The organism is Enterococcus sp. DIV0086, from assembly GCF_050498705.1.
GTDB lineage: Bacteria > Bacillota > Bacilli > Lactobacillales > Enterococcaceae > Enterococcus > Enterococcus faecalis.
The window spans coordinates 72,716-97,313 of the sequence record NZ_JBNIDN010000001.1; the positions used below are offsets into that span (position 1 = coordinate 72,716).

Below are 24,598 nucleotides of genomic sequence, written 5' to 3' on the forward strand. Positions count from 1 at the left end.
AAATGTGTAAAAACAAACACATGTTTCCGTCCTTCTTTTGTGGTAAAATAAAGGCAGTGCAAAGGAAAAGGATGTGAAACCATGAGTGTGCAGTTTATTAGAGGAACCGCCGTGGCAGACTTAGAAGCGCCACTTATACAGGCGACAAAACAATGGCTAGAGGAAGACGCACAGCATGAAGTATTCTATTTAGTCCCGAACCATATTAAGTTTGAGCAAGAAATTCAAGTCTTGCAAAAGTTACGTCAATTACAGACAACTACGTCTGATTCAATAACCAGTACCCGTCTGCAGGTTTTTAGTTTTTATCGTTTGGCTTGGTACTATTTACAACATACACCTTTTTACTCGGCAGATGTTTTATCTGACGCAGGTGCTGCGATGATTTTTCGCAAAATTTTAGTAGAAGCAGAAGAAGAGTTACAAATTTTTAGAGGTGAAATTAACAAGCCTGGCTTTATTCAGCAACTATTTCAGCTTTATCAAGAAATGCGCGAAGGCAATATTGAGATTGCGGAGCTTTATCCATTTTTAGAAAAACAAACGGAGAACCCTAAAGGACAAGATTTACAACTTAAGTTTCAAGATTTAACGTTAATTTTTTCGCGATTCCAATTACAAATGAGTCAGTATGGCTATGAATCAGCGGAGATTATTCAACATTTAAGCGAGTATTTACAAACGGTTGATTTGTCGAATGTTCAATTCGTTATTTCAGGCTATCAGCAGTTTACTGCCAGAGAATTAAAGTTGATTGAAGTGCTAATGGCGCAAGCAGGTTCTGTGAAAGTAGCCCTCGTATTGGACAAACAATATCCGCATGACTTACCTGATCCGCGGTCGTTATTTTATGAAGCGGGACAAACCTATCATCAGCTTTATCAACTAGCAAGACAGAAGCAAATCCCGATTCTTTCAGATTATGTGGAAAAGAAAGAGGTATTAATTACAAACCCAGACTTGCAAGGATTAAATGATTATTGGATTCAATCGCAAGAGCACCTGCCTCCATTAAGCACAACTGACTGGAGAGGCGATGGCTTATTTCTGTGGCGTGCTGAAAACGTTAAAGAAGAATTAACACATGTTGCAACCGAAATTCGCCGTTTAGTAGTGGAAGAAGGGTATCGGTACAAAGAAATTCAGGTGTTGACTCGTGATTTAGATTGTTATGAAAATTTATTAGAACCGATTTTTGCGGAACACGAGATTCCTGTTTATGTCGACCGAGATATGGCTATGGATCGGCATCCTTTAGTCGAATGGATTGAATCTTTATTTGCTATTCATTCGTACAATTATCGTTATCGCGATGTGCTCCGTTTTTTGAGAACGGAATTATTTATGCCAATGAATCAACTCGCTACTTCTGAAGAAAGCTTGACTGATTGGTTAAACCAACGGAACGCTTGGCGCAGAAAAGTTGATATTACCGAAAATGTGGTCCTGGCATACGGCTATGAAGGTTATTATTGGTCGCAAGAAAAAGATTGGGAATTTATTCGGTATGATTTTGAAGCGGAAGAGCAAGAAGATGTCGCTACGATGGAAGAAGAATCAAATGCGATTCGTCAATCGCTTCAACGGCTGTTACCTAGTTACTTTCAAGCAATGATAAGTGCCAAAACTGGTTTGGAAGCAGCGACCGTCTTCTATCACTTTTTACTGCAAAGTGGTGTGGCAACACAATTAAAAATGTGGCGCTTACAAGCTATCGAAGCAGGTCAACTAGAAACAGCTCGTAACCATGAACAGACTTGGGATGCATTGATGTCGTTACTAGATGAATATGTCACTGTTTACGGAGAAAGTTCGTTTGATTTTACAACGTTTCAAGAAATATTTATTAGTGGCTTGGAAGGTTTGCACTATAGTAAAGTGCCGACAGCGATTGACCAAGTACAAGTTCGCGCAATGGATTTAACTCGACCTGGCGCTGCCAAGGTTACTTTTGCTATTGGGATGACGGAAGAAATTTTTCCACAAAAGATTGAAAATAAAACACTATTGTCTGATGAAGAACGTCAGACAATCAATGATACGTTAACGGAAAACCAATATTTACGTGGGACAACCGGACGCAAAATTGCGCAAGAACCTTATGTTGCGTATCTTGTCTTTTCTTCAGCGCGAGAACGGTTATATTTAACCTATCCAAGTGTTAAAGATACCGCTCAAGAAGTCAAACCGTCTCCTTATTTTAAAAATATCCAAAAAGATTTAAACTTGCCCGTTTTTGAAAAAAATGAAACAACCATTTTCGATGATGAAACGACCAGTTTAGCCCATATTAGTACGTATCGGACGTTAATCGGTGAATTAACGCGTTTGAAAAGACAACGGAAAGAAACACAAGAAGGATTGTTGCCTTTCTGGTTAAATATGGAAAAAGCGCTAATGAACCAATCAATTGCGCCGCTAGCCAAGCAAGTTTTCGAAAGTTTAACGCATCAAAATATTCCTGAAAAGATTGATGAGGTCTTAGCAGAACCTTTATATGGTAAAGATATTTATACATCCGTTTCTCGGATGGAGAGTTTTTATCGGTGTCAATATCAATACTTTTCTCGCTATGGCTTACGTTTGAAAGAAAGAGATGTCTTTGGGCTTTCACCAGCAGCTACAGGAGAATTTTTCCATGAAGCATTGGATCAGTTCTTTAAATTATTGATTATGAATCAACGGAACTTATCTGAATTAACCGATCAGGAAGTCAATTTATTGGCGGAGGAAGTACTAAATAGTATTTTAGGGGATGCACGTTTTTCTGTATTAACGACCTCTAGTCGCATGAACTATATTCGCTATCAATTGAGTCAAACAATTAAAAAAGTCAGTTGGGCGCTGAAACGCCAAAGCCAACGAAGTGGCATGACGACTGTTCAAACAGAAGTGTTATTTGGCCAAATTGCCGCTAAAAAAGGAATTTCTGGTTTGGAATTACCATTAAAAAATCAAGGGAAGATTCATGTTCGGGGAAAAATCGACCGGATTGATCAATTGGTTACACCCGAATCAACCTATTTAGGTGTGATTGATTATAAATCGAGTCACCGTAAATTTAATATGACAGAAGCGTATTACGGCTTAGCCATGCAAATGCTGACGTACTTGGATGTGGCTTTAATGGATGCTGTGCAATTAGTTGGCCAAGAAGCTAAACCTGCTGGCTCACTTTATCTGCATGTACACAATCCTACGTTATCTTATGAAGGCAAAGACGACATTGAACAACAAATGCTTAAAAAATATCAGTTTGATGGTCTTTTGATGAAAGACCCAGATTTATTGGATCATTTAGATACGAGTCTGCAAGCTAAACAAAGTTCGTTGCTGTTTCCGATTGAAGAATCCGCCAAAGAACAAATTAAACCTGGTCGTCGCCAAGAAGATAAATTTGTGACAGAACCAGAATTAGGCGCGTTGCTTTCCCATAACCGAAATAAATTTATTGAAGCGGGGAATCAAATTATTGGCGGCGAAGTTCAACTTAATCCCGCTTATCAAGGCAAGGAACGGATTGCTTGTCGCTATTGTCCGTTTCGAAGTGTCTGTGATTTTGATGTGATGTTAAAAGAAAATAATTATAATCGTATTGAGAATTTATCCAAAGAGGAAATTATGGCGCGCTTGTTAAACAAAGATGAGGAAGGAGCAACCGAAGATGAGTAAAACAATTCCACTACGTCCAGCCAATGAGCAATTCACCGACAGTCAATGGCAAGCGGTGTTTGATGGCGATGAAAATATCTTAGTTTCTGCTTCGGCTGGCTCAGGAAAAACCACTGTTTTAGTCCGCCGTGTCATTGAAAAAGTCAAAAGCGGCGTCGATATCGATCGTCTCTTGATTGTGACGTACACTGAAGCCGCCGCCCGTGAGATGAAAGAACGTATCCAAGTGGCTTTACAAAAGGCAATGAATGAAGAACAAAATCCAGAAAGAAGACGGCATTTTTCTCGTCAAATTGCTCTTTTGCCAACAGCCAATATCAGCACGTTACATGCCTTTTGTTTAACTGTTATTCGTCGTTTTTATTATTTAATTGACATAGATCCAGTTTTTCGGATGTTAACAGATGAAACAGAAACATTGTTATTAAAAGAAGATGTTTGGGATGCATTACGTGAACAATTTTATGCGGAAAATCAAGAAGAATTTTACCAATTAACAGCGAATTTTTCCAATGATCGTAGTGATGACGGACTCACTAACTTAATTTTTTCTTTTTATGAATTTGCCAAAGCCAATCCTGATCCAGAGGCGTGGATTAATGGCTTAACACAAGCCTACGAAGTAGGTGATCAGCTAGGCGAATCAACGTTATTTCAGACGTATTTAAAACCGCTAGCCGTTGAGACATTACAACGAACTCTTCAGCGTTACGAAGAAATGGTGACCTTAACAGAGGGCGAAGAGAAACTTCAAAAGATTTGGTATTTAGCTCAAAATGAAAAGGAACAAACAAAACAATTTTTACAATTTTTAGAGAGAAATGATTTAGAAAGCGCCTATAATTTGACTGAATTATTGAGCTTTGAACGCTACCCAACGGTTCGTGTCGAAGAGTTGAAACCGACCGCGGAACAAGCCAAACAGTTACGAGAACAAAATAAAAAAGCGTTAAATGATTTGAAAAAGCAACTGTTTACACTTTCCCCAGATGCCATGAAACAAGTCTTGAAAGAGGCCACGCCCATTGTTCAAGAAATGGCTCACGTGGGGAAACAATTTATGGAGGCCTATGGCGCAGAAAAACGGCTTAAAAATTTAGTGGATTTTAACGATTTAGAACATTATACGTTAGCTATTTTAGCGAAAAATCAGGCAGATGGCTGGCAAGCATCAGAAGCCTCTCTTTACTATCGCGAAAAATTTGATGAAGTGTTAGTCGATGAATACCAAGATATCAATCAATTACAAGAATCTATTTTGTATTGGTTGCGCCGCCCGCTTAGCGCAGAAGGAAACCTTTTTATGGTAGGAGATGTGAAACAGTCTATTTATTCTTTCCGCTTGGCAGATCCTACATTGTTTATTGAAAAATACAATCAGTATGGGCAAGGCAAAGAGGGCAAACGAATTATTCTAGCTGAAAATTTTCGTTCCCGCAAAGACGTTTTAGACTTTACGAATTTAGTATTTAGTCAATTAATGGATGAGCGAGTGGGCCAAATTGCTTACGATGAGTCAGCCGCTTTGGTTCATGGTTTTGATCAATTTTCGGAGGCGGCTGATTATTCAACTGAATTGCTAATTTATGAAAAAAAAGCAACAGAATCAGTTGAATTTCCAGAATTACAATCCCCTGAGTTGTTGATTGAAGATAAGACAGAAGGGGAACTTTACGTTACTGCTTTGAAAATTCGTGAATTAATTGACCAAAATTTCTTGATTTATGATAAAAAGCTGAAAACGGATCGACCGATTACTTATCAAGATATTGTCTTATTAACGCCTACGAAGAAAAATAATTTAACTATTTTAGATGTTTTTAAATCATTAGAAATTCCAGTTCAAGTCAATGATGCTCAAAATTATTTCCAAGCAACGGAAATTCGTACAATGATTGCCTTGCTTCAATTGATTGATAATCCTTATCAAGACATTCCTTTGGCAGCTGTGTTACGTTCACCAATTGTTGGATTAAAAGAAAATGAATTAGTGCTTATTCGTTTGGCTAATAAGGAAACCAGTTACTACGAAGCATTTTTAACGTTTAATCAAAAGATGGAACCAACCATGGAGGAAGCAGTTGTTCAGGAAAAAACTATACGTTTTGCTGAATCATTAGAAAAATGGCGGGAACAGGCTCGACGCAACCAGATTAGCACCTTGCTGTGGACGATTTATCGGGAAACGGCCTACCTTGATTATGTTGGCGGGTTGCCTGTTGGCAAACAACGCCAAGCCAATTTATATGCGTTGGTCGATCGGGCCGCGGCGTATGAAAAAACAACCTTCCGCGGATTATTTCAATTTGTTCGCTTCATCGAAAAAATGCAAGAAAAAGACAAAGATTTAGCGGAACCAGTCGTTTTAAGTGAAGAGAATGCCGTACGCGTCATGACGATTCACGCTAGTAAAGGGTTAGAATTTCCGGTGGTATTCGTTTTAGATATGACCAAAGAATTTAATGTCAGTGATTTGAATGAACGCTATATCTTTGAAGAAAATTTAGGGGTAGGCATTCGTTATTTACAACCTGAAGAACGAGTTATGTACGATACTTTACCATTTTTGGCGATTAAACAAGTACGATTGAGAAAATTACTATCCGAAGAAATGCGGAAGTTATATGTGGCGTTGACACGTGCAGAACAGAAACTTTTTCTGGTGGGCTCCTATAAAGACCAAGCGGCGATGTGGAAAGAGTGGCTGAAAGTTGGCGATGTAGAAACACTGGTGCTACCAGCTGAAAATCGCTTGCAAAGTAAAAGTAGTTTAATGAATTGGGTTGGGATGACATTGGTACGCCATCAAAAAGCCGATGAATATCAGCAAGAAGTAGTAGTAAGTAACGTTCCGCAAGTCAAAAAGCACCCAGCTAACTTTCATATTCAGTGGTTCAACGAAGAACAACTACGAGCAGCCATTCAGCAATTACAATTGCCAGAAAGACAAGCAGAGGATTTAGCCGAAAAAGCGCAATTATCTGCTGACAAAATCAATCGTGGCCTTGCACGGTTAAGTTTCAATTATCCGTTTGAAATGGCTACTCGGACCACCAGTTATCAGTCTGTTTCTGAAATCAAGCGAGTATTTGATGACCCTGATAACAAAGAAATTGGTAAAATTGAGGTTCGGGAAGACAATACTATTCAAGCGCAACCGTTGATTGTCAATCGAATGATTGAAGGAGATTTAAGTAAGCCTAAATTTTTAGATACGGTTCAAGCGCCCTCAGCAGCTGAAATTGGGACAGCAACCCATTATTTATTACAACTAATTGATTTAAGTAAGCAACCTTCTTACGAGGAAGTGCGAGCTGTTCAAGAACGCTTAGTGGAAAATAAATTGATTTTACCAGCAATTGCTGAAAAAATGAATCTGGAACAAATCGTGGCCTTCTTTGACACCGCCTTAGGAAAACAATTGATTCAACACCATCAAACCGTTAGAAGGGAACAACCTTTTTCTATGCTGATTGAAGCAGAAGAGCTCATTCAAAATTATCCAGAAACGACACAAGATGATTTATTAATTCATGGGATTATTGATGGCTATATCGAATTAGACAATCAATGCATTTTGTATGACTATAAAACCGATCATGTAAAAGGCACCTCTCCCCAAGCGATTTCTGAAATTGTCGAACGGTATCGCGGACAGATGAATCTTTATCGTAGAGCGCTACAAGAGGCAACGCATAAAGAGGTGTCGCACGTCTATTTAATTTTATTAAATGGAGGAGTAATTATTGACATGCAGACAGGAAATGTTGTAGATTTTATAAAGTAGAAAAAATTAGAAGCAGAAACACTTACATTTTGTAAGGAATGTGCTATACTCATTGAAGAGGTGAGGAAGATGGAAAAAGTAAAAACAGAATCGTTTGTACTTTGTCCCAAATTTGAAAAATCATTTTCAATACTTGGTAAAAAATGGAATGGTTTAATTATTGATGTTTTATTAGAACGAGGTCCTCAACGTTTTGGCGAATTAAAAGAAAAAATTCCAATGTTAAGTGATCGTGTCTTAGTAGAGCGATTGAAGGAACTAGAAGCTGAAGGAATTATCACCAAAGCTGTTCGTTGCGGTGAAGGAAATCGCTTAGAATATTTCCTAACCGAAAAAGGCGAAGACTTGCAATTAGCAATGGAACAAATTCAACATTGGGCAGAAAAATGGGTAAAAGACGAAGAATGCAGTTGACCGCAAGCAAAACTTCTTGTAAACTAAACGTAATTAAATAACTAAAAAACAGTGATGGAAACAAGTAGTTTGAATTGACGTGTTTTAGGGAGAGTCAGCCAGAGACTGGAAGCTGATTTACACAGTCACCAAGCGAAATTCACTTCCTGAGTTTGTTTGTTTTCAAGAAGAAAGCAAACCGGTAATTGCCGTTAAATGAAATGAGTGCATGACAACAATTTGTTATGAATTAGGATGGTAACACGATAGCTCGTTCCTTTGAAAGGAATGGGTTATCGTTTTTTTTAGTTTAAATAAAAGATAGAGGGGAACGCATAATGACATTACAAGCGCAATTAGAAGCTCTTAGAGACAATACGCTCAAAGAAATCGCACAAGTTGCTACTTTAAAAGAATTAAACCAAATTCGCGTAGAAACATTAGGGAAAAAAGGGCCAATCACCGAAGTATTAAGAGGCATGAAAAACCTTTCACCAGAAGAACGACCAGTGGTGGGGGGCTTTGCAAATGAAATTCGTGATTTATTAACAGAAGCAATTGAAGCGCGCAAAGTTGTTTTAGAAAACGAAGCGTTAAATGCGGCACTAAAAGAAGAAAGTTTAGATGTAACTTTACCTGGAAAACAAATGCCTCAAGGCACACGTCATATTTTGACACAAGTTATGGAAGAGATTGAAGATATTTTCTTAGGCATGGGTTATCAAGTAGTGGAAGGATACGAAGTAGAATCGGATCACTATAATTTCGAACGCATGAATCTACCAAAAGATCATCCGGCACGCGACATGCAAGATACGTTTTATATTTCAGATGAGATGTTAATTCGTACGCATACTTCACCAGTTCAAGCTCGAACAATGGAAAAACACGATTTTTCAAAAGGTGCATTACGAATGATTTCTCCTGGGAAAGTATTCCGTCGTGATACAGATGATGCGACACATAGTCACCAATTCCATCAGATTGAAGGCCTTGTTGTCGATAAAAATGTCACAATGGGTGATTTAAAAGGGACGTTAGAAGTCATTATGAAAAAAATGTTTGGTGAAGATCGTAAAATTCGTTTACGTCCTAGCTATTTCCCTTTTACAGAACCTTCAGTCGAAGTAGATGTTAGCTGTTTTAAATGTGGCGGCGCAGGTTGTAACGTCTGCAAACATACAGGTTGGATTGAAATTTTAGGTGCGGGGATGGTTCATCCAGATGTGTTACAAATGTCAGGGATTGATCCAACAGAGTACTCAGGCTTTGCCTTTGGCTTAGGACCAGATCGCGTTGCTATGTTACGTTATGGTGTAAATGATATCCGTAATTTTTATCAAAATGATTTACGTTTCTTAAATCAATTCAAGGTAAAGGAGTAGTTGAAAAATGTTAGTTTCTTATAAATGGTTAAATGAATATGTTAATCTTTCAAACGTTACTCCGCAAGAATTAGCGGACAAAATGTCTGTGACAGGTATCGAAGTTGAGGGCGTTGCTGTACCTGAAGAAGGATTAAAGAAAATTGTTGTCGGTGAAGTAAAAGAATGTGTTCCTCACCCAAACTCTGACCACTTATCAATTTGCCAAGTAGACATCGGTGAAGAAGAATTGTCACAAATTGTTTGTGGAGCACCAAATGTAAAAGCAGGAATTAAAGTCATCGTAGCGTTACCTGGTTCAAGAATTGCAGGAAATCAAAAAATTAAAAAAGGTAAAATGCGTGGCGAAGTCTCTAACGGAATGATTTGTTCGTTAGAAGAGCTAGGATATTCAGATAATGTCGTACCAAAAGCCTACGCTGAAGGAATTTATTATTTACCTCAAGAAGCAGTGAATGGGACACCTGTTTTCCCTTATTTAGACATGGATGATGCGATTATTGAATTATCAATTACACCAAACCGTGCAGATGCATTAAGTATGAGAGGGGTAGCCTATGAAGTTGGCGCAATTTATCGTCAAACGCCTGAGTTTAATGATCCCGAACTCAAAGAAGATGCTTCAGATAACGTGGAAAATTACGTAACAGTAACTGTTGAAGATTCACAAGATGCGCCAGCGTATCAAATTCGTGTTATTAAAGATGTGACGATTGCAGAAAGTCCTCAGTGGTTGCAAAATCGATTGATGAATGAAGGAATCCGTCCGATTAACAATGTGGTGGACGTGACAAATTATATTTTATTATTATTTGGTCAACCGTTGCATGCATTTGACTACCAAAAATTAGATAGCAAAGAAATCTTGGTTCGTCGAGCAACAGCAGCAGAAGAACTAATTACATTAGATGGTGAAACACGTCAATTAACAGAAGAAAATATCGTCATTACGAATGGAAAAACGCCTGTCGGCTTAGCCGGTGTAATGGGTGGAGCTAATTCTGAAATCAGTCAAGAAACAACAACTGTGGCTTTAGAAGCGGCATTGTTCAATCCATTGTCTATTCGCAAAACGTCTAAACAATTCAATTTACGGAGTGAATCTTCAAGTAGATTTGAAAAAGGCATCAACCAAGCGACAGTTGGGCTAGCTTGTGATGTGGCAGCCGCGATGATTGCAGAGTTAGCCAACGGAACAGTGGTCTCAGGCACTGCAGTTGGTTCTGAAGTGGCCGTTAAAGAAGCGCAGGTAGCTGTGACTTTAAAACGAATCAACCAATATTTAGGTACTGCATTAGATGAAGCAACGGTGAATGAAATTTTTGAAGCACTCGGTTTTGCTTATGAAGTAAATCAAGGCGCCTATGAAATTACGATTCCACCAAGACGTTGGGATATTGCGATTGAAGCAGATATTATTGAAGAAGTGGCGCGCATTTATGGATATGATCATTTACCTTCAACATTGCCAAGTGGAGAAACAGTTGCTGGAAGTCTAACCAAAGCACAACATGTTACGCGTCAATTAAAGAGCTTACTGGAAGGTCATGGTACGAGTGAAGCCATCAGCTATGCGTTGACAACAGAAGAAAAATCCCGTCAATTTATGATGAAAGAAAGTCAAACAACACGTTTGCAATGGCCAATGAGTGAAGAGCGTTCTGTGTTACGTATGAACTTAATTTCTGGTTTATTAGATGATGTCGCATACAATGTGGCACGTAAAAATAATAATATCGCCTTCTACGAAGTAGGACGCGTTTTCTACCAAACAGAAGATCCAACAAAAAATTTACCTACAGAAGAAAATCACTTAGCACTTGCTTTAACTGGTAATACAATGGTTAAAGATTGGCAAACAAAAGCAACAGCCGTTGATTTTTATACAGTAAAAGGCTTAGTGGAAAGTATTGTAGCTGTTTTAGGATTAACAGAAAAAATCAGTTATCAAGCGACAACGGCGATTCCAGAAATGCATCCAGGCCGGACAGCATGGATTTATTTAGAAGATGAAGTGGTTGGTTTTGTCGGACAAGTTCACCCAACGACAGCAAAAGCGTACGATATTCCTGAAACATATGTTGCTGAATTAAACTTGCAACAATTAGTAGCCACAGAAGCAGGCGGGGTTACTTATGAAGCTGTTTCTAAATTCCCAGCAGTTTCTCGAGACATTGCTTTATTAGTCGATGAAACAGTTACCAATCAAGAACTAGTTAAAACTATTTCAGATAACGCAGGTAAATATTTGAAAGAGATTCATTTATTTGATGTATATCAAGGTGAAAAACTAGGCGCTGGCAAAAAATCAATGGCGTATAGTTTAACTTTCGTTAATGCAGAAGCGACATTAGTGGATGAAGAAATTAACCGTTCAATGGAAAAAGTTGAAAAAGCGCTAATTGAAAAACATCAAGTAGAAGTAAGATAAAATAAAAACAGGAAAGTGGGGCATAAGTCGAAATGACTTATGCCCCACTTTCTAAATCTTAAGATAATCAGCTGAACAAAAGCAGCTCCTTCGGAAATAAGCCGAAATTCTCCAAAAATTAAAGAACAATTTTCGGAAATTCCTTCTTATTTCTTGGAGCTAAACACTTTTGTCTCAGCCTCCTGTTTTTAACTACATTAATAACTTTTCGCCCAATTTCGTGAAAGCCAACGTGAAAATTGTGAGATACTAAAGTTAATAATGAAATAAATTAGGGCGACGATTCCGTAAATAGTGAATACTTGTCCTGTTTGTGCGTAGCGCCCCATTAAGATATAAGATTTGCCAAAGAGTTCTTGTAAAGCAATGACGGAATACAAGAAACTTGTATCCTTGATGACAGTAACAAACTGAGAAACGATCGCTGGTAAAACATTGCGAATGGCTTGAGGCAAAACAATATGATAAAGAATTTGCCAATTTGAAAAACCTTGAGAACGCGCCGCTTCAATTTGGCCTTTATCGACCCCATTTAAACCACCACGAATAATTTCCGCTAAAGCAGCGGTAGTAAACACAGTAAAACTCACAATTCCAGCAGGTGTGGATTTGATTTTGAAAATCAAAAAAATAACATAAATCCACAATAAGTTTGGAATATTACGCACCACTTCTACATAAATACTGGCAAGTAACTTCAGTGGTCCATGGGTTTGATTTCGCAAAACGGCTAGAATGGTGCCAAAAATCGTACTCAAAATAATTGAGACGAAGGAAATATAGAGCGTCAATTTTAAGCCGTTAAATAGAAATTGAAAATTATTTGCTGTCAGTAATTGACGCATTTCTTCTGAAAAAGGCATCTGTTTTCCTCCTATCTACTATATGCTTTCTTATTTTTTTCTTCCATTTTTCTAGCCAAATTCGCTAATGGGAAGCAAAGAATGAAATATAAGAAACCAGCAAGCGCAAAGGCGGGAATATAGTTCAAGTTGACAGACGACCAACTATTGGCAGCAAACATTACGTCTGCGCCAGAAATAATAGCAACTGTTGACGTATTTTTAATTAGGTTCACTACTTGATTGGTTAAAGGCGGTAACATAATCCGCCATGCTTGTGGTAAAATCACATACCGCATCGTTTGACCATACGTTAATCCTTGGGAGTAAGCCGCTTCAAATTGCCCTCTTGGGACAGCTCCGATTCCTGAGCGAACCACTTCAGAAATGTAGGCGCCATGATAGAAGCCTACACACAGAATGGCAATCGTAGTAATAGAAAATGAAAGCAGCGGGCTTAGCAGAGGAAAACCATAATAGACTACGATAAATTGAATCAACAAAGGTGTGTTTTGAAAAAATTCTACATAGACACGACTAATTGCGTGTAAAAGTTTACTTTTGGTCGCTGATAAACTGCCAAAGAAAATGCCTAAAGCAAAGGCAACTAAGATCGCTCCTAAAGAAAGCAGAATAGTATAGAGAAATGCCTGACCAAAAATTCGCCAATCTTGAAATAAAGCTTCCCAACGATATAAGGCAAATGGCCCTTCTTCAAGCCAGGAAATATTGGCTAACAAAAACATAAAAATCCCTCCTAAAATTTTTGATTCTTCAAGTCTTAGGAATGATTAATTTTTTAAGCCCCAGTCTTGATAAATTTTTTCTAGTGTGCCGTCTTTCTCCCATTTTTCAATTAAACCATTTAGATAATCATTTAATTCAGTATTTGCTTTCTTTGTAGTAATTCCATATTCTTGTGGCGAAAAACCATCTTTTAAAATTTCTGTCTTGCCATCCACATAGCCAGATAGGATTGATTTATCCACTGAAAATGCATCAATTCGTTTAGAAGTTAACGCTGTTTTTAATTCTGGATAGGAACCTAATTCTTGATAAGTAAATTTGATTCCTTCCTCTTGCGCTTTTTTCTCTAAGTTTTCTTTTGTCGTAGCAGATTGTGCAACGCCGATTGTTTTTCCGTCTAAATCTTTCATACTTGAGAAGTTATCCTCTTTGCGCACAAGGAAACCAATCTCATCTGTATAATAAGGAGTTGTAAAATTATAAGTCTTTTTACGTTCATCAGTAATTGTAAATGTAGCAATTACCATATCTAGTTCACCATTGTCTAAAAGGGGACCGCGCGTTTTCGCTGTCACGCCCACAAATTCCACATTCTCTTCGCTGCCGGTAATTTCTTTCGCAATCAAGCGTGCAATATCTGGTTCCATTCCTTCATTTTTGTTTGTATCAGGATTCATATAGCCAAAATTAGGAATGTCTTCTTTGACACCTACTTTAATTTTCCCCGCTTTTTTTAATTGTTCTACTGTGACCGTTTTGTTTGATGAAGCACTTTTGGAAGTTGAGTCATTGTTGCCGCTACCACAGCCCACAATGATGCCTGCTAATACAAGTAAGGAGAGTCCAGCCAGCCATTTATTTTGTTTTTTCATTCCTTCATTCCTCCAATTTTTTGTTTTTTATTCATTACCCGTTATGAATAATTTTACTTAGAAATTCTTTTGCACGAGGGTTTTCAGTGCTTGTAAAGAAATGTTCAGGCGTTCCTTGTTCAATAATCTGTCCTTGGTCCATGAAGATTACACGGTCAGCCACTTGACGAGCAAAGCCCATCTCATGTGTGACACAAACCATGGTAATATTTTGTTTGGAAAGATCGACCATTACATCTAAAACTTCTTGAATCATTTCTGGATCAAGTGCCGAAGTCGGTTCATCAAAAAGGATAATCTCAGGATGCATATTTAAGGCACGAGCAATAGCGACCCGCTGTTGCTGCCCGCCAGAAAGCTGCGAAGGATAAGCAGAAGCTTTATCAGCCAAACCGACTCGTTCTAAATACTCCATGCCAGTACGAACCGCTTCGTCTTTGGAAACGCCCATCACTTTAATCGGTGCTAACGTTAAATTATCAATAATCGTTTTATGAGCATATAAGTTAAAATTTTGAAAGACCATGGCAACTTTCTGGCGAACCTTTTGAATCGGTGCTTTCGGTTTGGTGATGTCAATGTTATCAATTACGACGGAACCATCATTGACTTTTTCCAATTGGTTCATACACCGAATTAATGTACTTTTGCCAGAGCCAGAGGGTCCGATAATGACAATTTTTTCTCCTTGTTCTACATTCAAAGTAATATCTTTTAAAACGTGATGCTCCCCAAAATACTTATTTACATGTTCTAAAGAAATCATAGGCAGTCTCCTTTGCAATCATTTGGCAGAAAAGATAACAGAGGATTCGGTGAGAAACATGTTATTTAAATTAAATTAACCAAATGCATTTCTAATTGTATTCTCAATGTTAGGAATTATAACATACAAAAAAATGAATTACTAGTTTTTTAATCGAAAAAGATTTCCTTCAAAAAAAGAAATAAATGAGAGCAAAACAGGAAAAATTGACAATAGTCCTTAAAAAGTAGAAAATAAAGGCAGTGAATAAAAGGCAAAGGTAGGATGAGAATGAGCAATCAAGAAGCCATTGGATTAATTGATTCTGGCGTTGGTGGATTAACTGTTTTAAAGGAAGCGCTAAAACAATTACCAAATGAACGATTAATTTATTTAGGAGATACAGCCCGTTGCCCATATGGTCCACGACCAGCCGAACAAGTCGTTCAGTTTACTTGGGAAATGGCCGATTTTTTATTGAAAAAACGAATAAAAATGCTAGTAATCGCATGTAATACCGCAACGGCTGTCGCATTAGAAGAAATTAAAGCTGCCTTGCCAATTCCAGTTGTCGGTGTTATTTTACCTGGCGCACGAGCAGCCGTTAAAGTCACAAAAAATAACAAAATTGGTGTCATAGGTACGTTAGGGACAATCAAAAGTGCTTCCTATGAAATCGCCATTAAAAGTAAGGCGCCAGCAATTGAGGTGACTAGTTTAGCTTGCCCTAAATTTGTCCCCATTGTTGAAAGTAATCAATATCGTTCTTCCGTAGCAAAAAAAATTGTGGCAGAAACACTTCAAGCACTACAATTAAAAGGACTTGATACGTTGATTTTAGGTTGTACCCATTACCCGTTGTTACGTCCGGTGATTCAAAATGTGATGGGGAGTCATGTGACATTAATTGACTCAGGAGCCGAAACAGTTGGTGAAGTTAGCATGCTTCTCGATTATTTTGACATTGCCCATACGCCTGAAGCGCCTACACAGACCCATGAATTTTATACAACTGGTTCTGCAAAAATGTTTGAAGAGATTGCAAGCAGTTGGCTTGGTATAGAGAACTTAAAAGCACAACAGATTCACTTAGGAGGAAACGAAAATGATTAGACATGATAGTCGTGCACCAAAAGAATTGCGAAAGATCACTATTGAAACCAATGTTTTTAAACATCCAGAAGGTTCGGTGGTTATTTCGTTTGGTGATACAAAAGTAATTTGCTCAGCCACTGTCGAAGAAAAGGTTCCCCCATTTTTAAGAGGCGCGGGAACAGGTTGGGTAGCAGCTGAATATAGCATGCTCCCTCGCGCGACGAACACAAGAAATATTCGGGAAAGTGCGAAAGGAAAATTAACAGGGCGAACAATGGAGATCCAACGTTTGATTGGGCGGTCATTGCGAGCTGTTGTTGACTTAGAAAAGTTAGGGGAACGGAGCATTGTTGTCGATTGTGATGTGATTCAAGCAGATGGGGGAACCCGTACAGCTAGTATTACAGGCGCTTTTGTTGCTCTACGCTTAGCAGTCAATCATTTATTGATGACTGGTGCGCTAGCGGAAGACCCAATTAAAGAGCATTTAGCTGCTGTCAGCGTGGGTATTTTACCCGATGGTTATTGTGTGCTGGACTTAGATTACGCAGAGGACTCGAATGCTGCAGTGGATATGAACATCGTGATGACCGAGTCTGGTGAATTTGTGGAAATTCAAGGAACGGGTGAAGAAGCTACCTTCTCAGGAGATGAGTTAAATGCCATGCTCTTTTATGGAAAAACAGGGATTGAGGAATTAATTGCGTATCAGAAAGAAGCGCTTTATGCTTTAGCCTCTGAAGAAGTCCCTTCGCAAGATTCAGAAGAGAAAGTGATTGTCATTGCAACTAGAAATCCTGGTAAAGCGAAAGAGTTTAGTTCAATTTTTGGTGAAAAAGGATATACGGTTAAGACGTTATTAGATTATCCGAATTTGCCAGATGTAGAAGAAACTGGTCGAACATTTGAAGAAAATGCTCGTCTAAAAGCTGAAACAATTGCAGAAATTTTACAGAAACCAGTATTAGCAGATGATTCAGGATTAATTGTTGATGCGTTAGGGGGAATGCCGGGAATCTATTCTGCTCGTTTTGCTGGTGAACCAACTAACGATGCTTCAAATAATGCGAAACTATTGCATGAGTTAACGGGCGTGCCAAAAGAAAAAAGACAAGCGCGTTTCCATTGTACATTGGTTTTTGCTGAACCAAAGAAAGAAAGTCTGGTGGTCGAAGCTGAATGGCCCGGAGAAGTCGGCACGATTCCTCGTGGTGAAGGAGGCTTTGGGTACGATTCACTTTTCTATGTCCCAGAGCTTGGTAAGACGGCAGCTGAATTGTCTGGAGAAGAGAAAAATAAAGTTAGTCATCGTGGACAAGCAGTGGCAAAATTAAAAGAACAATGGGAAGAATGGCTAAAAAAATAGGAGTTGAAACGTATGAAAATCTTGGTAGTAAGCGATAATCATGGCGACCGTGACTGTTTAGTTGACTTAGTGAATCATTATGAAGGACAAGTCGATGCACTCTTTCACTGTGGTGATTCTGAATTAGAACCGACAGATGAACTTTGGCAGAAATTAATTGTAGTCCAAGGAAATTGTGATTTTTATGATGAATTTCCCAAAACTGTGACTAAAAAAGTGGGGGATCAAGTTATTTATATGACACATGGTCATTTGGCCAATGTTAGAATGGGGCTCACGACACTTGCTTTACAAGCGGAAGAAGCAGGAGCGACAATTGCCTTATTTGGTCACACTCATGTACTGGGCGCAGAGCGACACAATAACATTCTCTTTGTTAATCCAGGAAGTATTCGTTTACCTCGTGGACCAGTTCAAGAGAAAACATATGCCATAATTGAAAGTACACCTGAACAATATCTCGTTCAGTACTATAACAAAGAGCACCAACCATTGGAACGATTAAAGGCAACGTTTACGAAGTAAGTGAATGTTAAGAAATAAGTGCTACTTTTTTATTTATCAGATTTTGAGCGTAGGACAAAAATCTCTTTTTGATTTTTGTCCTACGCTCTTTTTTTAGTCGACTTGGATAACCTTTAAGCCGGTCTTACGAAGTTCTGTAATTAAAGTTGATGAGCAATGTTTGTCTGTAATCAAACAATCAAAAGCGGTAATATCAGCAATTTTAAATTTAGATGTCAAGCCGATTTTTCGATGGTCCGCGACCAGAATTTTTACTTTTGTTGTTTGTTTTATCATAAGCTCATTAATTTTTGCTTCATTGAAAATTTTTGTAGTGACGCCATGTTCTAAACTGACCCCGCTACAGCCAATTACGCAAACATCGGCATGCGTTGCGGTGATTGTGTTAATGGCAATATCTCCTACCAGAACTTCTTTGGGAAAACGTAATTCGCCTCCGGTCAAAATATAATTGTATTGAGAAACATGAGGCTTGGTGGCAATTTTTAAATTATTCGTTACGATGGTCAGATGATCGGCCTTTAAATAATGGAGAATATTCAAAGCAGTGGAACTTGAATTAATGAAAACGGTATCATAATCACTTAGATAGCTACAAGCGACACGAGCAATGGCTTGTTTTAATAACTCCGGTCCTGATTGATCAAAGTCTTTCTGATTTTGGTCGTTGTAAATACAATACCCATATTTTCGAATGATGTCATTCTTAGTTTCTAAGACATTTAAATCACGACGAATTGTGCTTAAGGAAACATTTAAAGCATCTGCTAATTTATAGGTAGTCATTTGTTTGTTTTTTTGCAGTAGCGCGAGAATATTTTGTTGCCTTTTTTCAATGGTTTCTAATGAACTTTTCAAGTAATACAACCTCCTTTAGTTATTTTTTTGGACACGGTCCCCCATGAAATAGTATAACTCATAGGAAAACAAAACACGTAAAAGAATCATTAAAAGTGCAAACAATCATATAAAAGGGTTTTCATTGTGATTTTTTGCGGCTATGATTTTCTTATAAAGCATAACACAATCATTTGAGAAGAGGAGTGGTAGCATGAGCAAATCGATTCATGAAATTACAAAAGAAAGTTGGTTGAAGGCGACATTTCCAGAATGGGGCACTTATTTAAACGAAGAAATTAATCAGACAAATGTGCTTCAAGGAACGATTGCACTTTGGTGGCTTGGTTGTACAGGCATTTGGCTGAAAACGCATGAGAACACGAATATTTTATGTGATTTATGGTGTGGAACAGGAAAACAAACGCACGGGAACGGCTTGATGAAAAATGGCCATCAAATGATGCGCATGAGTGGTTGCCAAAAAATGCAACCTAATTTAAGAACACAACCTTTTGTGATTGATCCTTTTGAAATAAAAGAGGTAGATGCTTTAGTTGTCACACATATTCATTCAGACCATTTGGATATTCACACAGCTGCTGCTGTTCATCAAAATTGTCCTAAAGCTCTATTTATTGGTCCAAAAGAAGTAGTGAAAACATGGCAGCGTTGGGGTGTTCCAGCAGAAAAAACACGGGTTATAGAGCCTGGTCAAGAAATAAAAGTGAATGATGTGAATGTAGTGGCCTTGGAAGCTTTCGATCGAACCGCGCTAATTACTTCTGATAATCCTGAAAATACATTTAAAGGTAAAATGCCTCAGGACATGAATGAACTAGCTGTCAATTATCTATTTGAAACCTCAGGTGGTACGGTATATCACGCCGGAGACTCTCATTATTCTAACTTGTTTGCGAAACATGGTAATCAATATGCAATTGATGTTTGCTTAGGAGCATATGGCGAAAATCCTCGCGGTATCACAGATAAAATAACTTCTGTTGATATGTTGAGAATGGCAGAATCTTTAAATGCGAAAGTAGTCATTCCCGTTCATTATGATATTTGGTCTAATTTTATGGCGGATCCAAAAGAAATCATGGAAATTTGGAAATTTAAAAAAGATCGTTTACATTATCAATTTAAACCATATATTTGGCAAGTGGGTGGCAAATTTGTTTATCCAGATGACAAAGACAACTTAGAATTTAACTTTGATCGTGGCTTTGATGATGTTTTTGTTAAAGAAAATGATACACCATTTCCTTCATTCTTGTAAGAAAGGCTGGATGTACAATGTTAACTTATTTTTGGGAGCAAGAGCTTATTCATTACCCTGATAAAGAACCGGTTAGTTGGCAAGAGGCGATTCAGGAAAGTTGTTTGATTTTACTCCAAAAACACATCATCGATCAGAGTTATGTCGATGAGATTATTCAGTGTGTCGAAACGTTTGGACCTTATATCATCATTGCTCCTGAAGTAGCCATGCCACATTCATCAGAGGAAAGCGCAGGTGTTTTTGGAACGGCCATTTCTTTTACAAAATTTAAGCAAGCAGTCACTTTTACTGGCGATCAAGAAGCAAAAACAGCAACCTTATTTTTTACATTGGCAGCCCAAAATCCCGCCGAACATCTTGAAAATATTCAGCAATTGATGGATTTATTGATGACGGATGGCGTGATTGCTGACTTGTTAGAAACAAACACGCCAATGGATTTTAAAGAAGTTATGGAGAAATATCAATTATAGGGGGAAAAATCAATGGGGGAGTTCTTGTTAAATAGTTGGACTTATTTTGCTACGAACGTTTTAACACAGCCAGCATATTTGATTGGTTTCATCGTGTTATTAGGTTATCTCTTGTTACGGAGGCCCTTTTATGAATGTTTAGCAGGTTTTCTGAAAGCGACAGTTGGTTATTTTATTTTGAGTGTTGGTTCTGGTGGTTTGGTTAATAATTTTCGCCCTATTCTAGTAGGCTTGAAAGAGCGATTTAATTTACAGGCAATGGTTACCGATCCATATTTCGGGCAAAATGCAGTCGATGCAGGATTGATGAAAACCTTTGGACGAACCTTTGGTGATGTGATGATTTTGTTATTGATCGCATTTATTATGAATATTTTGTTGGTTCGTTTTCAAAAATATACAAAATTGAGAGCCGTTTTTACAACAGGGAATGTTCAGATTCAACAAGCAGCTACCGCTTTCTGGATTTTACTCTTTTGTTTTCCTAACTTAGGTAGAATCGAAGTACTAATTTTTATGGGCTTAATTCTTGGGTGTTATTGGGCAGTTGCTTCAAATTTAACGGTAGGGATTACGCAGGAATTAACAGAAGGTGCTGGTTTTGCGGTAGCCCATCAACAAATGTTTGGCATATTTATTTTTGCAAAATTAGCAGAATGGTTGAAAAAACGTGATCAAAAAAAACATCGTTCAGAGAAGGTCGATAAAAAATTGGAAGATATCGAATTACCAGGATTTCTATCCATTTTTAATGAAAATATGGTTGCTACGTCCATTTTGATGCTCTTTTTCTTTGGCATTATCTTGCTTGTTTTGGGACAAGATTATTTAATTCAAGCTAAATTTATGCAAGAAGGGCAGAGTTTCTTCTTTTATATCATGACCACTTCATTAAATTTTGCTGTCTATTTAGCTATCTTACAATTAGGCGTTAGAACCTTTGTTGACGAGTTGACGCAGTCATTCCAAGGGATTTCAAATACCATTTTACCAGGCGCTGTTCCTGGGATTGACGTAGCAGCGACTTTCGGGTTTGGTTCGCCCAACGCAGTAACAATTGGGTTTCTCTTTGGCGCATTAGGCCAGTTTTTAATGATTGGCTTACTGATTCTATTAAAGTCTCCGACAATCGTTATTGCGGGTTTTATCCCATTGTTTTTTGATAACGCTGTCATAGCTGTTTATGCAAATAATCGTGGTGGAGTAAAAGCTGCTTGTTTATTCCCCTTCCTTTCAGGTTTAATCCAAGTAAGTGGCTCAGCTTTATTTGCTACATGGATTGGATTATCTCAATATGGCGGTTATTTGGGCATGTTCGATTGGGCGACAGCTTGGCCGTTATTTACAATTATTATGAAAGTTCTAGGCTATGTTGGCGTAGCAGTGGTGGTGATTGGGTTACTAATAATTCCGCAACTTCAGTATCGGAAAAATCCAGAAGGTTACTTTATGATTGTCAATGATTATGAACAATATGCTAAAAAATTTCAAGAGAATTAAAGGAGGAATTTAAAATGAGAATACTTGTTTCCTGTGCCAATGGTTCTGGCACGAGTCTAATGATGATGCGGAGTGTTGAAAAAGCAATGAAAGAACTAGGCGTACCGATTACAAAAATTCATCATTGCGCCATTTCAGAAGGAAAAAGCTCTGCTAGCCAATACGACGTTGTTTTTACTCCAGTCAATTTTTTACAAATGTTTCAGCAAGCAGAAAAACGTGGAGTCACAGTGATTGGCATTAAAAATGTAATGTCTGCAAAAGAAATTCAAGAAAAATATATGGCTTCAGATCGTTATCAAAAATCTGAATAAAAGGATGGGAAAGATGAAAAGACCAAACTTACAAATCGCTTTAGATCATAATAGCTTAGAAGACGCTTTAGCAGATTGTATGAAAGTCGGAGAAATTGTCGATATTATCGAAGTTGGCACTATTTTGTGTTTACAAGAAGGCCAAAAAGCAATTCGTTGTTTAAAACGCATGTTTCCTAATAAAACGATTGTTGCTGATACAAAATGTGCTGATGCGGGCGGTACAGTTGCTCGTAATGTCGCACAAGCAGGCGCTGATTTCATGACGGTCATTTGTTGCGCCACCTTACCAACGATGGCTGCAGCTCAAAAAGAAGTCCGAGAATTACAAGTAGAACTATATGGAAATTGGACAATGCAACAAGCTCGACAATGGCGAGAATTAGGGATTAATCAGGTGATTTATCATCAAAGTAGAGATGCTCTTTTAGCTGGCGGCAGCTGGGGAGAAAAAGATTTGAATAAAGTTCAAGAACTAATTGACTTAGGTTTTGAAGTGTCCGTCACAGGTGGTTTAACTGTCGAAACGCTTGAACTGTTTCAAACAATGGCAGTTGCAACATTTATTGCGGGCCGTGGGATTACCGAATCAAAAAATCCTGAACAAGCAGCCAAAGATTTTCAAAAAAAAATCGATCAGATTTGGAAGTGATAAAATGGCACGAATTGGACTATATGAAAAAGCACTCCCGCAAAATTTAACTTGGGCGGAACGATTAACATGGGCCAAAAAGTTAGGATTTGATTTTTTAGAAATGTCAATTGATGAATCCGATGAACGTTTAGCACGATTGGCTTGGACACCAAGCCAGTTACAAGAATTTTCTCAATTAATGGTGAAAGAAGATTTTTTTATCCATTCTTTGTGCTTAAGTGGTCATCGGCGGTTCCCTTTAGGCTCTTTAAATAAAGAAACACGTGAAAAAGGACGGAAAATTTTATCTCAAGCGATTCGTTTGGCTCATCAATTAAACATACGGGTAATTCAAATAGCTGGCTATGACGTCTTTTACGAAGAAAAAACTGCCGAAACAAGGGAATTTTTTCTTCAAGGTCTGAAAAAGGGCGTTGAGGAAGCTGCACAATACGGTGTCATTCTGGCTGTTGAGATTATGGATGACCCTTTTATGAATAGCATACAAAAATTTCTAGAAATTAAGGAACAAATTCCGTCTCCTTTTTTGCATGTTTATCCTGATTTAGGTAATTTGTCTGCTTGGCCGGAAAATAATCCGGCGGTTGAGCTTGAAAAGGGAATTGCTGAAATCGCTGCTATTCACTTAAAAGATACCTTCGCTGTAACAGACACATTTGAAGGGAAGTTTCGGGAAGTTACTTTTGGAGAAGGCTGTGTTGATTTTACAGGCTTATTGAAAACACTCAAGCGGTTAAACTATAGTGGTCCTTTTTTAATTGAAATGTGGAATGAAACGGATTTGAATTTTCAAGAAAAAATTCAAGCCGCGCAGCAGTATCTCTATCCCAAATTAGCAGAGGTGGGTTATTATGAACAATAAAGCGATCATCCAAGCAATGAAACAACGTGTTTATGAAGCGAATCTGGCTTTGCCAAAACTGGGCTTAGTCAAATTAACGTGGGGCAATGTTAGTGAAATCAATCGGTCATTAGGGATTATCGTAATTAAACCAAGCGGCGTCAAGTATCAAGAAATGTCCAAGGAACAGATGGTAGTGACTGATTTAAACGGACAACTATTGGAAACCAATGCATTAAAGCCGTCTTCTGATTTACCCACGCATCTTTATCTTTATCAAAAAATGCCAGAAATTGGAGCGATTGCGCACACGCACTCCCTGAATAGTGTTACGTGGGCTCAAACAGGGCGAGCCTTACCTCCTTACGGTACCACCCATGCGGATGCTTTTTATGGCGCTGTACCTTGCACAAGAGCGCTCTCTGAAAGTGAAATTAAAGAAAACTATGAAGAAGAGACTGGCAAAGTCATTGTTGAAACATTTCATGAACAAGAACTAGATCCTTTAGCAATTCCAGGAGTGCTAGTTTATGGACATGGCCCATTTACTTGGGGAATGACTCCGGAAAAAGCAGTTGAAAACAGCTTGATTTTAGATGAAATCTGTTCAATGGCCCGTTTGACGGAAATAATTAATCCAGCTGTTGAACCAATTGATCATTTTTTATTGGATAAACACTATCTTAGAAAACATGGGATTTCCGCTTATTATGGTCAGTGATAGCTGTGATGAAACGTGTGAAAAAGAAGGATAATTGACTGATTAATTGGTCTTTTATAAAAACTTAGTTGTCTGTTATGGGACAACTAAGTTTTTATTTTTTTAAGAAAGC

General features: G+C 38.1%; 20 protein-coding genes and 1 other annotated feature. Of the genes, 15 read left to right on the forward strand and 5 right to left on the reverse strand.

What is annotated here, in order from left to right:
- Nucleotides 1-81: 81 nt before the first annotated feature.
- The 5 genes from IGI63_RS00370 to pheT all read left to right on the forward strand — a co-directional run bounded on the left by IGI63_RS00370 (nucleotide 82) and on the right by pheT (nucleotide 11,668).
- The gene (locus IGI63_RS00370) at nucleotides 82-3,672 is read left to right on the forward strand and encodes a PD-(D/E)XK nuclease family protein (protein ID WP_429975114.1); all 3,591 of its coding nucleotides are present in this window, start codon (nucleotides 82-84) and stop codon (nucleotides 3,670-3,672) included.
- Nucleotides 3,665-7,459, forward strand: coding sequence for a helicase-exonuclease AddAB subunit AddA (gene addA / locus IGI63_RS00375; RefSeq protein WP_429975115.1), 3,795 nt, complete (start codon nucleotides 3,665-3,667; stop codon nucleotides 7,457-7,459). Before IGI63_RS00370 ends, addA begins: the two co-directional genes overlap by 8 nt.
- Before the next feature lie 69 nt (nucleotides 7,460-7,528).
- Nucleotides 7,529-7,873 carry a winged helix-turn-helix transcriptional regulator gene (locus IGI63_RS00380; protein WP_002358035.1) on the forward strand — a complete coding sequence of 115 codons (345 nt, stop codon included), beginning with the start codon at nucleotides 7,529-7,531 and terminating at the stop codon, nucleotides 7,871-7,873.
- Between the two features lie 42 nt (nucleotides 7,874-7,915).
- Nucleotides 7,916-8,134, forward strand: a binding site (T-box leader).
- A 56-nt stretch (nucleotides 8,135-8,190) separates the two neighbouring features.
- Nucleotides 8,191-9,237 carry a phenylalanine--tRNA ligase subunit alpha gene (pheS, locus tag IGI63_RS00385; protein WP_429975116.1) on the forward strand — a complete coding sequence of 349 codons (1,047 nt, stop codon included), beginning with the start codon at nucleotides 8,191-8,193 and terminating at the stop codon, nucleotides 9,235-9,237.
- 7 nt (nucleotides 9,238-9,244) lie between these two features.
- A complete protein-coding gene (pheT, locus tag IGI63_RS00390; protein WP_429975117.1) occupies nucleotides 9,245-11,668 on the forward strand; it encodes a phenylalanine--tRNA ligase subunit beta in 2,424 nt (807 codons plus the stop codon).
- Between the two features lie 197 nt (nucleotides 11,669-11,865).
- On the opposite strand, the gene IGI63_RS00395 is transcribed toward pheT, so the two are convergent.
- The 4 genes from IGI63_RS00395 to IGI63_RS00410 are packed head-to-tail and all read right to left on the reverse strand — an operon-like array spanning nucleotide 11,866 to nucleotide 14,895.
- Nucleotides 11,866-12,531 carry an amino acid ABC transporter permease gene (locus tag IGI63_RS00395; RefSeq protein WP_002382114.1) on the reverse strand — a complete coding sequence of 222 codons (666 nt, stop codon included), beginning with the start codon at nucleotides 12,529-12,531 and terminating at the stop codon, nucleotides 11,866-11,868.
- Between the two features lie 11 nt (nucleotides 12,532-12,542).
- Nucleotides 12,543-13,256: an amino acid ABC transporter permease gene (locus tag IGI63_RS00400; protein WP_002366455.1), complete on the reverse strand. Its 714-nt coding sequence runs from the start codon at nucleotides 13,254-13,256 to the stop codon at nucleotides 12,543-12,545.
- A 45-nt stretch (nucleotides 13,257-13,301) separates the two neighbouring features.
- A complete protein-coding gene (locus tag IGI63_RS00405; protein WP_002360586.1) occupies nucleotides 13,302-14,129 on the reverse strand; it encodes a transporter substrate-binding domain-containing protein in 828 nt (275 codons plus the stop codon).
- A gap of 34 nt (nucleotides 14,130-14,163) precedes the next feature.
- Nucleotides 14,164-14,895, reverse strand: coding sequence for an amino acid ABC transporter ATP-binding protein (locus IGI63_RS00410; protein WP_002360585.1), 732 nt, complete (start codon nucleotides 14,893-14,895; stop codon nucleotides 14,164-14,166).
- Between the two features lie 264 nt (nucleotides 14,896-15,159).
- Between IGI63_RS00410 and racE the strand changes: the two genes are divergently transcribed.
- The 3 genes from racE to IGI63_RS00425 are packed head-to-tail and all read left to right on the forward strand — an operon-like array spanning nucleotide 15,160 to nucleotide 17,860.
- Nucleotides 15,160-15,987, forward strand: a complete 828-nt coding sequence (gene racE, locus IGI63_RS00415; protein WP_016614961.1) for a glutamate racemase — start codon at nucleotides 15,160-15,162, stop codon at nucleotides 15,985-15,987.
- Nucleotides 15,980-17,335: a ribonuclease PH gene (gene rph / locus IGI63_RS00420; protein ID WP_002358026.1), complete on the forward strand. Its 1,356-nt coding sequence runs from the start codon at nucleotides 15,980-15,982 to the stop codon at nucleotides 17,333-17,335. The genes racE and rph overlap by 8 nt, the downstream gene beginning before the upstream one ends.
- Before the next feature lie 12 nt (nucleotides 17,336-17,347).
- Entirely contained in the window at nucleotides 17,348-17,860 is a 513-nt protein-coding gene (locus IGI63_RS00425) for a metallophosphoesterase (protein ID WP_002381991.1), read from the forward strand.
- A gap of 93 nt (nucleotides 17,861-17,953) precedes the next feature.
- Here the strand turns inward: IGI63_RS00425 and IGI63_RS00430 are convergent, their stop codons facing one another.
- On the reverse strand, nucleotides 17,954-18,718 hold the full coding sequence (locus IGI63_RS00430) for a DeoR/GlpR family DNA-binding transcription regulator (protein WP_002382117.1): 765 nt from the start codon (nucleotides 18,716-18,718) through the stop codon (nucleotides 17,954-17,956).
- Nucleotides 18,719-18,911: 193 nt separating this feature from the next.
- Here IGI63_RS00430 and ulaG point away from each other — a divergent pair, with 193 nt between their 5' ends.
- Genes ulaG through IGI63_RS00465 form a run of 7 tightly spaced genes read left to right on the forward strand, consistent with a single transcriptional unit; the run spans nucleotide 18,912 to nucleotide 24,486 of the window.
- Nucleotides 18,912-19,979, forward strand: coding sequence for an L-ascorbate 6-phosphate lactonase (gene ulaG, locus IGI63_RS00435; RefSeq protein WP_429975118.1), 1,068 nt, complete (start codon nucleotides 18,912-18,914; stop codon nucleotides 19,977-19,979).
- Nucleotides 19,980-19,996: 17 nt separating this feature from the next.
- A complete protein-coding gene (locus IGI63_RS00440) occupies nucleotides 19,997-20,455 on the forward strand; it encodes a PTS sugar transporter subunit IIA (protein WP_002360581.1) in 459 nt (152 codons plus the stop codon).
- A gap of 12 nt (nucleotides 20,456-20,467) precedes the next feature.
- Nucleotides 20,468-21,955 (forward strand): PTS ascorbate transporter subunit IIC, encoded by a 1,488-nt coding sequence (locus IGI63_RS00445; protein WP_429975119.1) that lies wholly within the window; start codon nucleotides 20,468-20,470, stop codon nucleotides 21,953-21,955.
- Nucleotides 21,956-21,969: 14 nt separating this feature from the next.
- Nucleotides 21,970-22,269, forward strand: a complete 300-nt coding sequence (locus IGI63_RS00450; RefSeq protein WP_002358018.1) for a PTS sugar transporter subunit IIB — start codon at nucleotides 21,970-21,972, stop codon at nucleotides 22,267-22,269.
- Nucleotides 22,270-22,282: 13 nt separating this feature from the next.
- On the forward strand, nucleotides 22,283-22,921 hold the full coding sequence (locus IGI63_RS00455; protein WP_002381985.1) for a 3-keto-L-gulonate-6-phosphate decarboxylase UlaD: 639 nt from the start codon (nucleotides 22,283-22,285) through the stop codon (nucleotides 22,919-22,921).
- Between the two features lie 4 nt (nucleotides 22,922-22,925).
- Nucleotides 22,926-23,786: an L-ribulose-5-phosphate 3-epimerase gene (locus tag IGI63_RS00460; protein WP_002386621.1), complete on the forward strand. Its 861-nt coding sequence runs from the start codon at nucleotides 22,926-22,928 to the stop codon at nucleotides 23,784-23,786.
- Nucleotides 23,776-24,486 (forward strand): L-ribulose-5-phosphate 4-epimerase, encoded by a 711-nt coding sequence (locus tag IGI63_RS00465; RefSeq protein WP_429975120.1) that lies wholly within the window; start codon nucleotides 23,776-23,778, stop codon nucleotides 24,484-24,486. The genes IGI63_RS00460 and IGI63_RS00465 overlap by 11 nt, the downstream gene beginning before the upstream one ends.
- Nucleotides 24,487-24,598 lie beyond the last annotated feature (112 nt).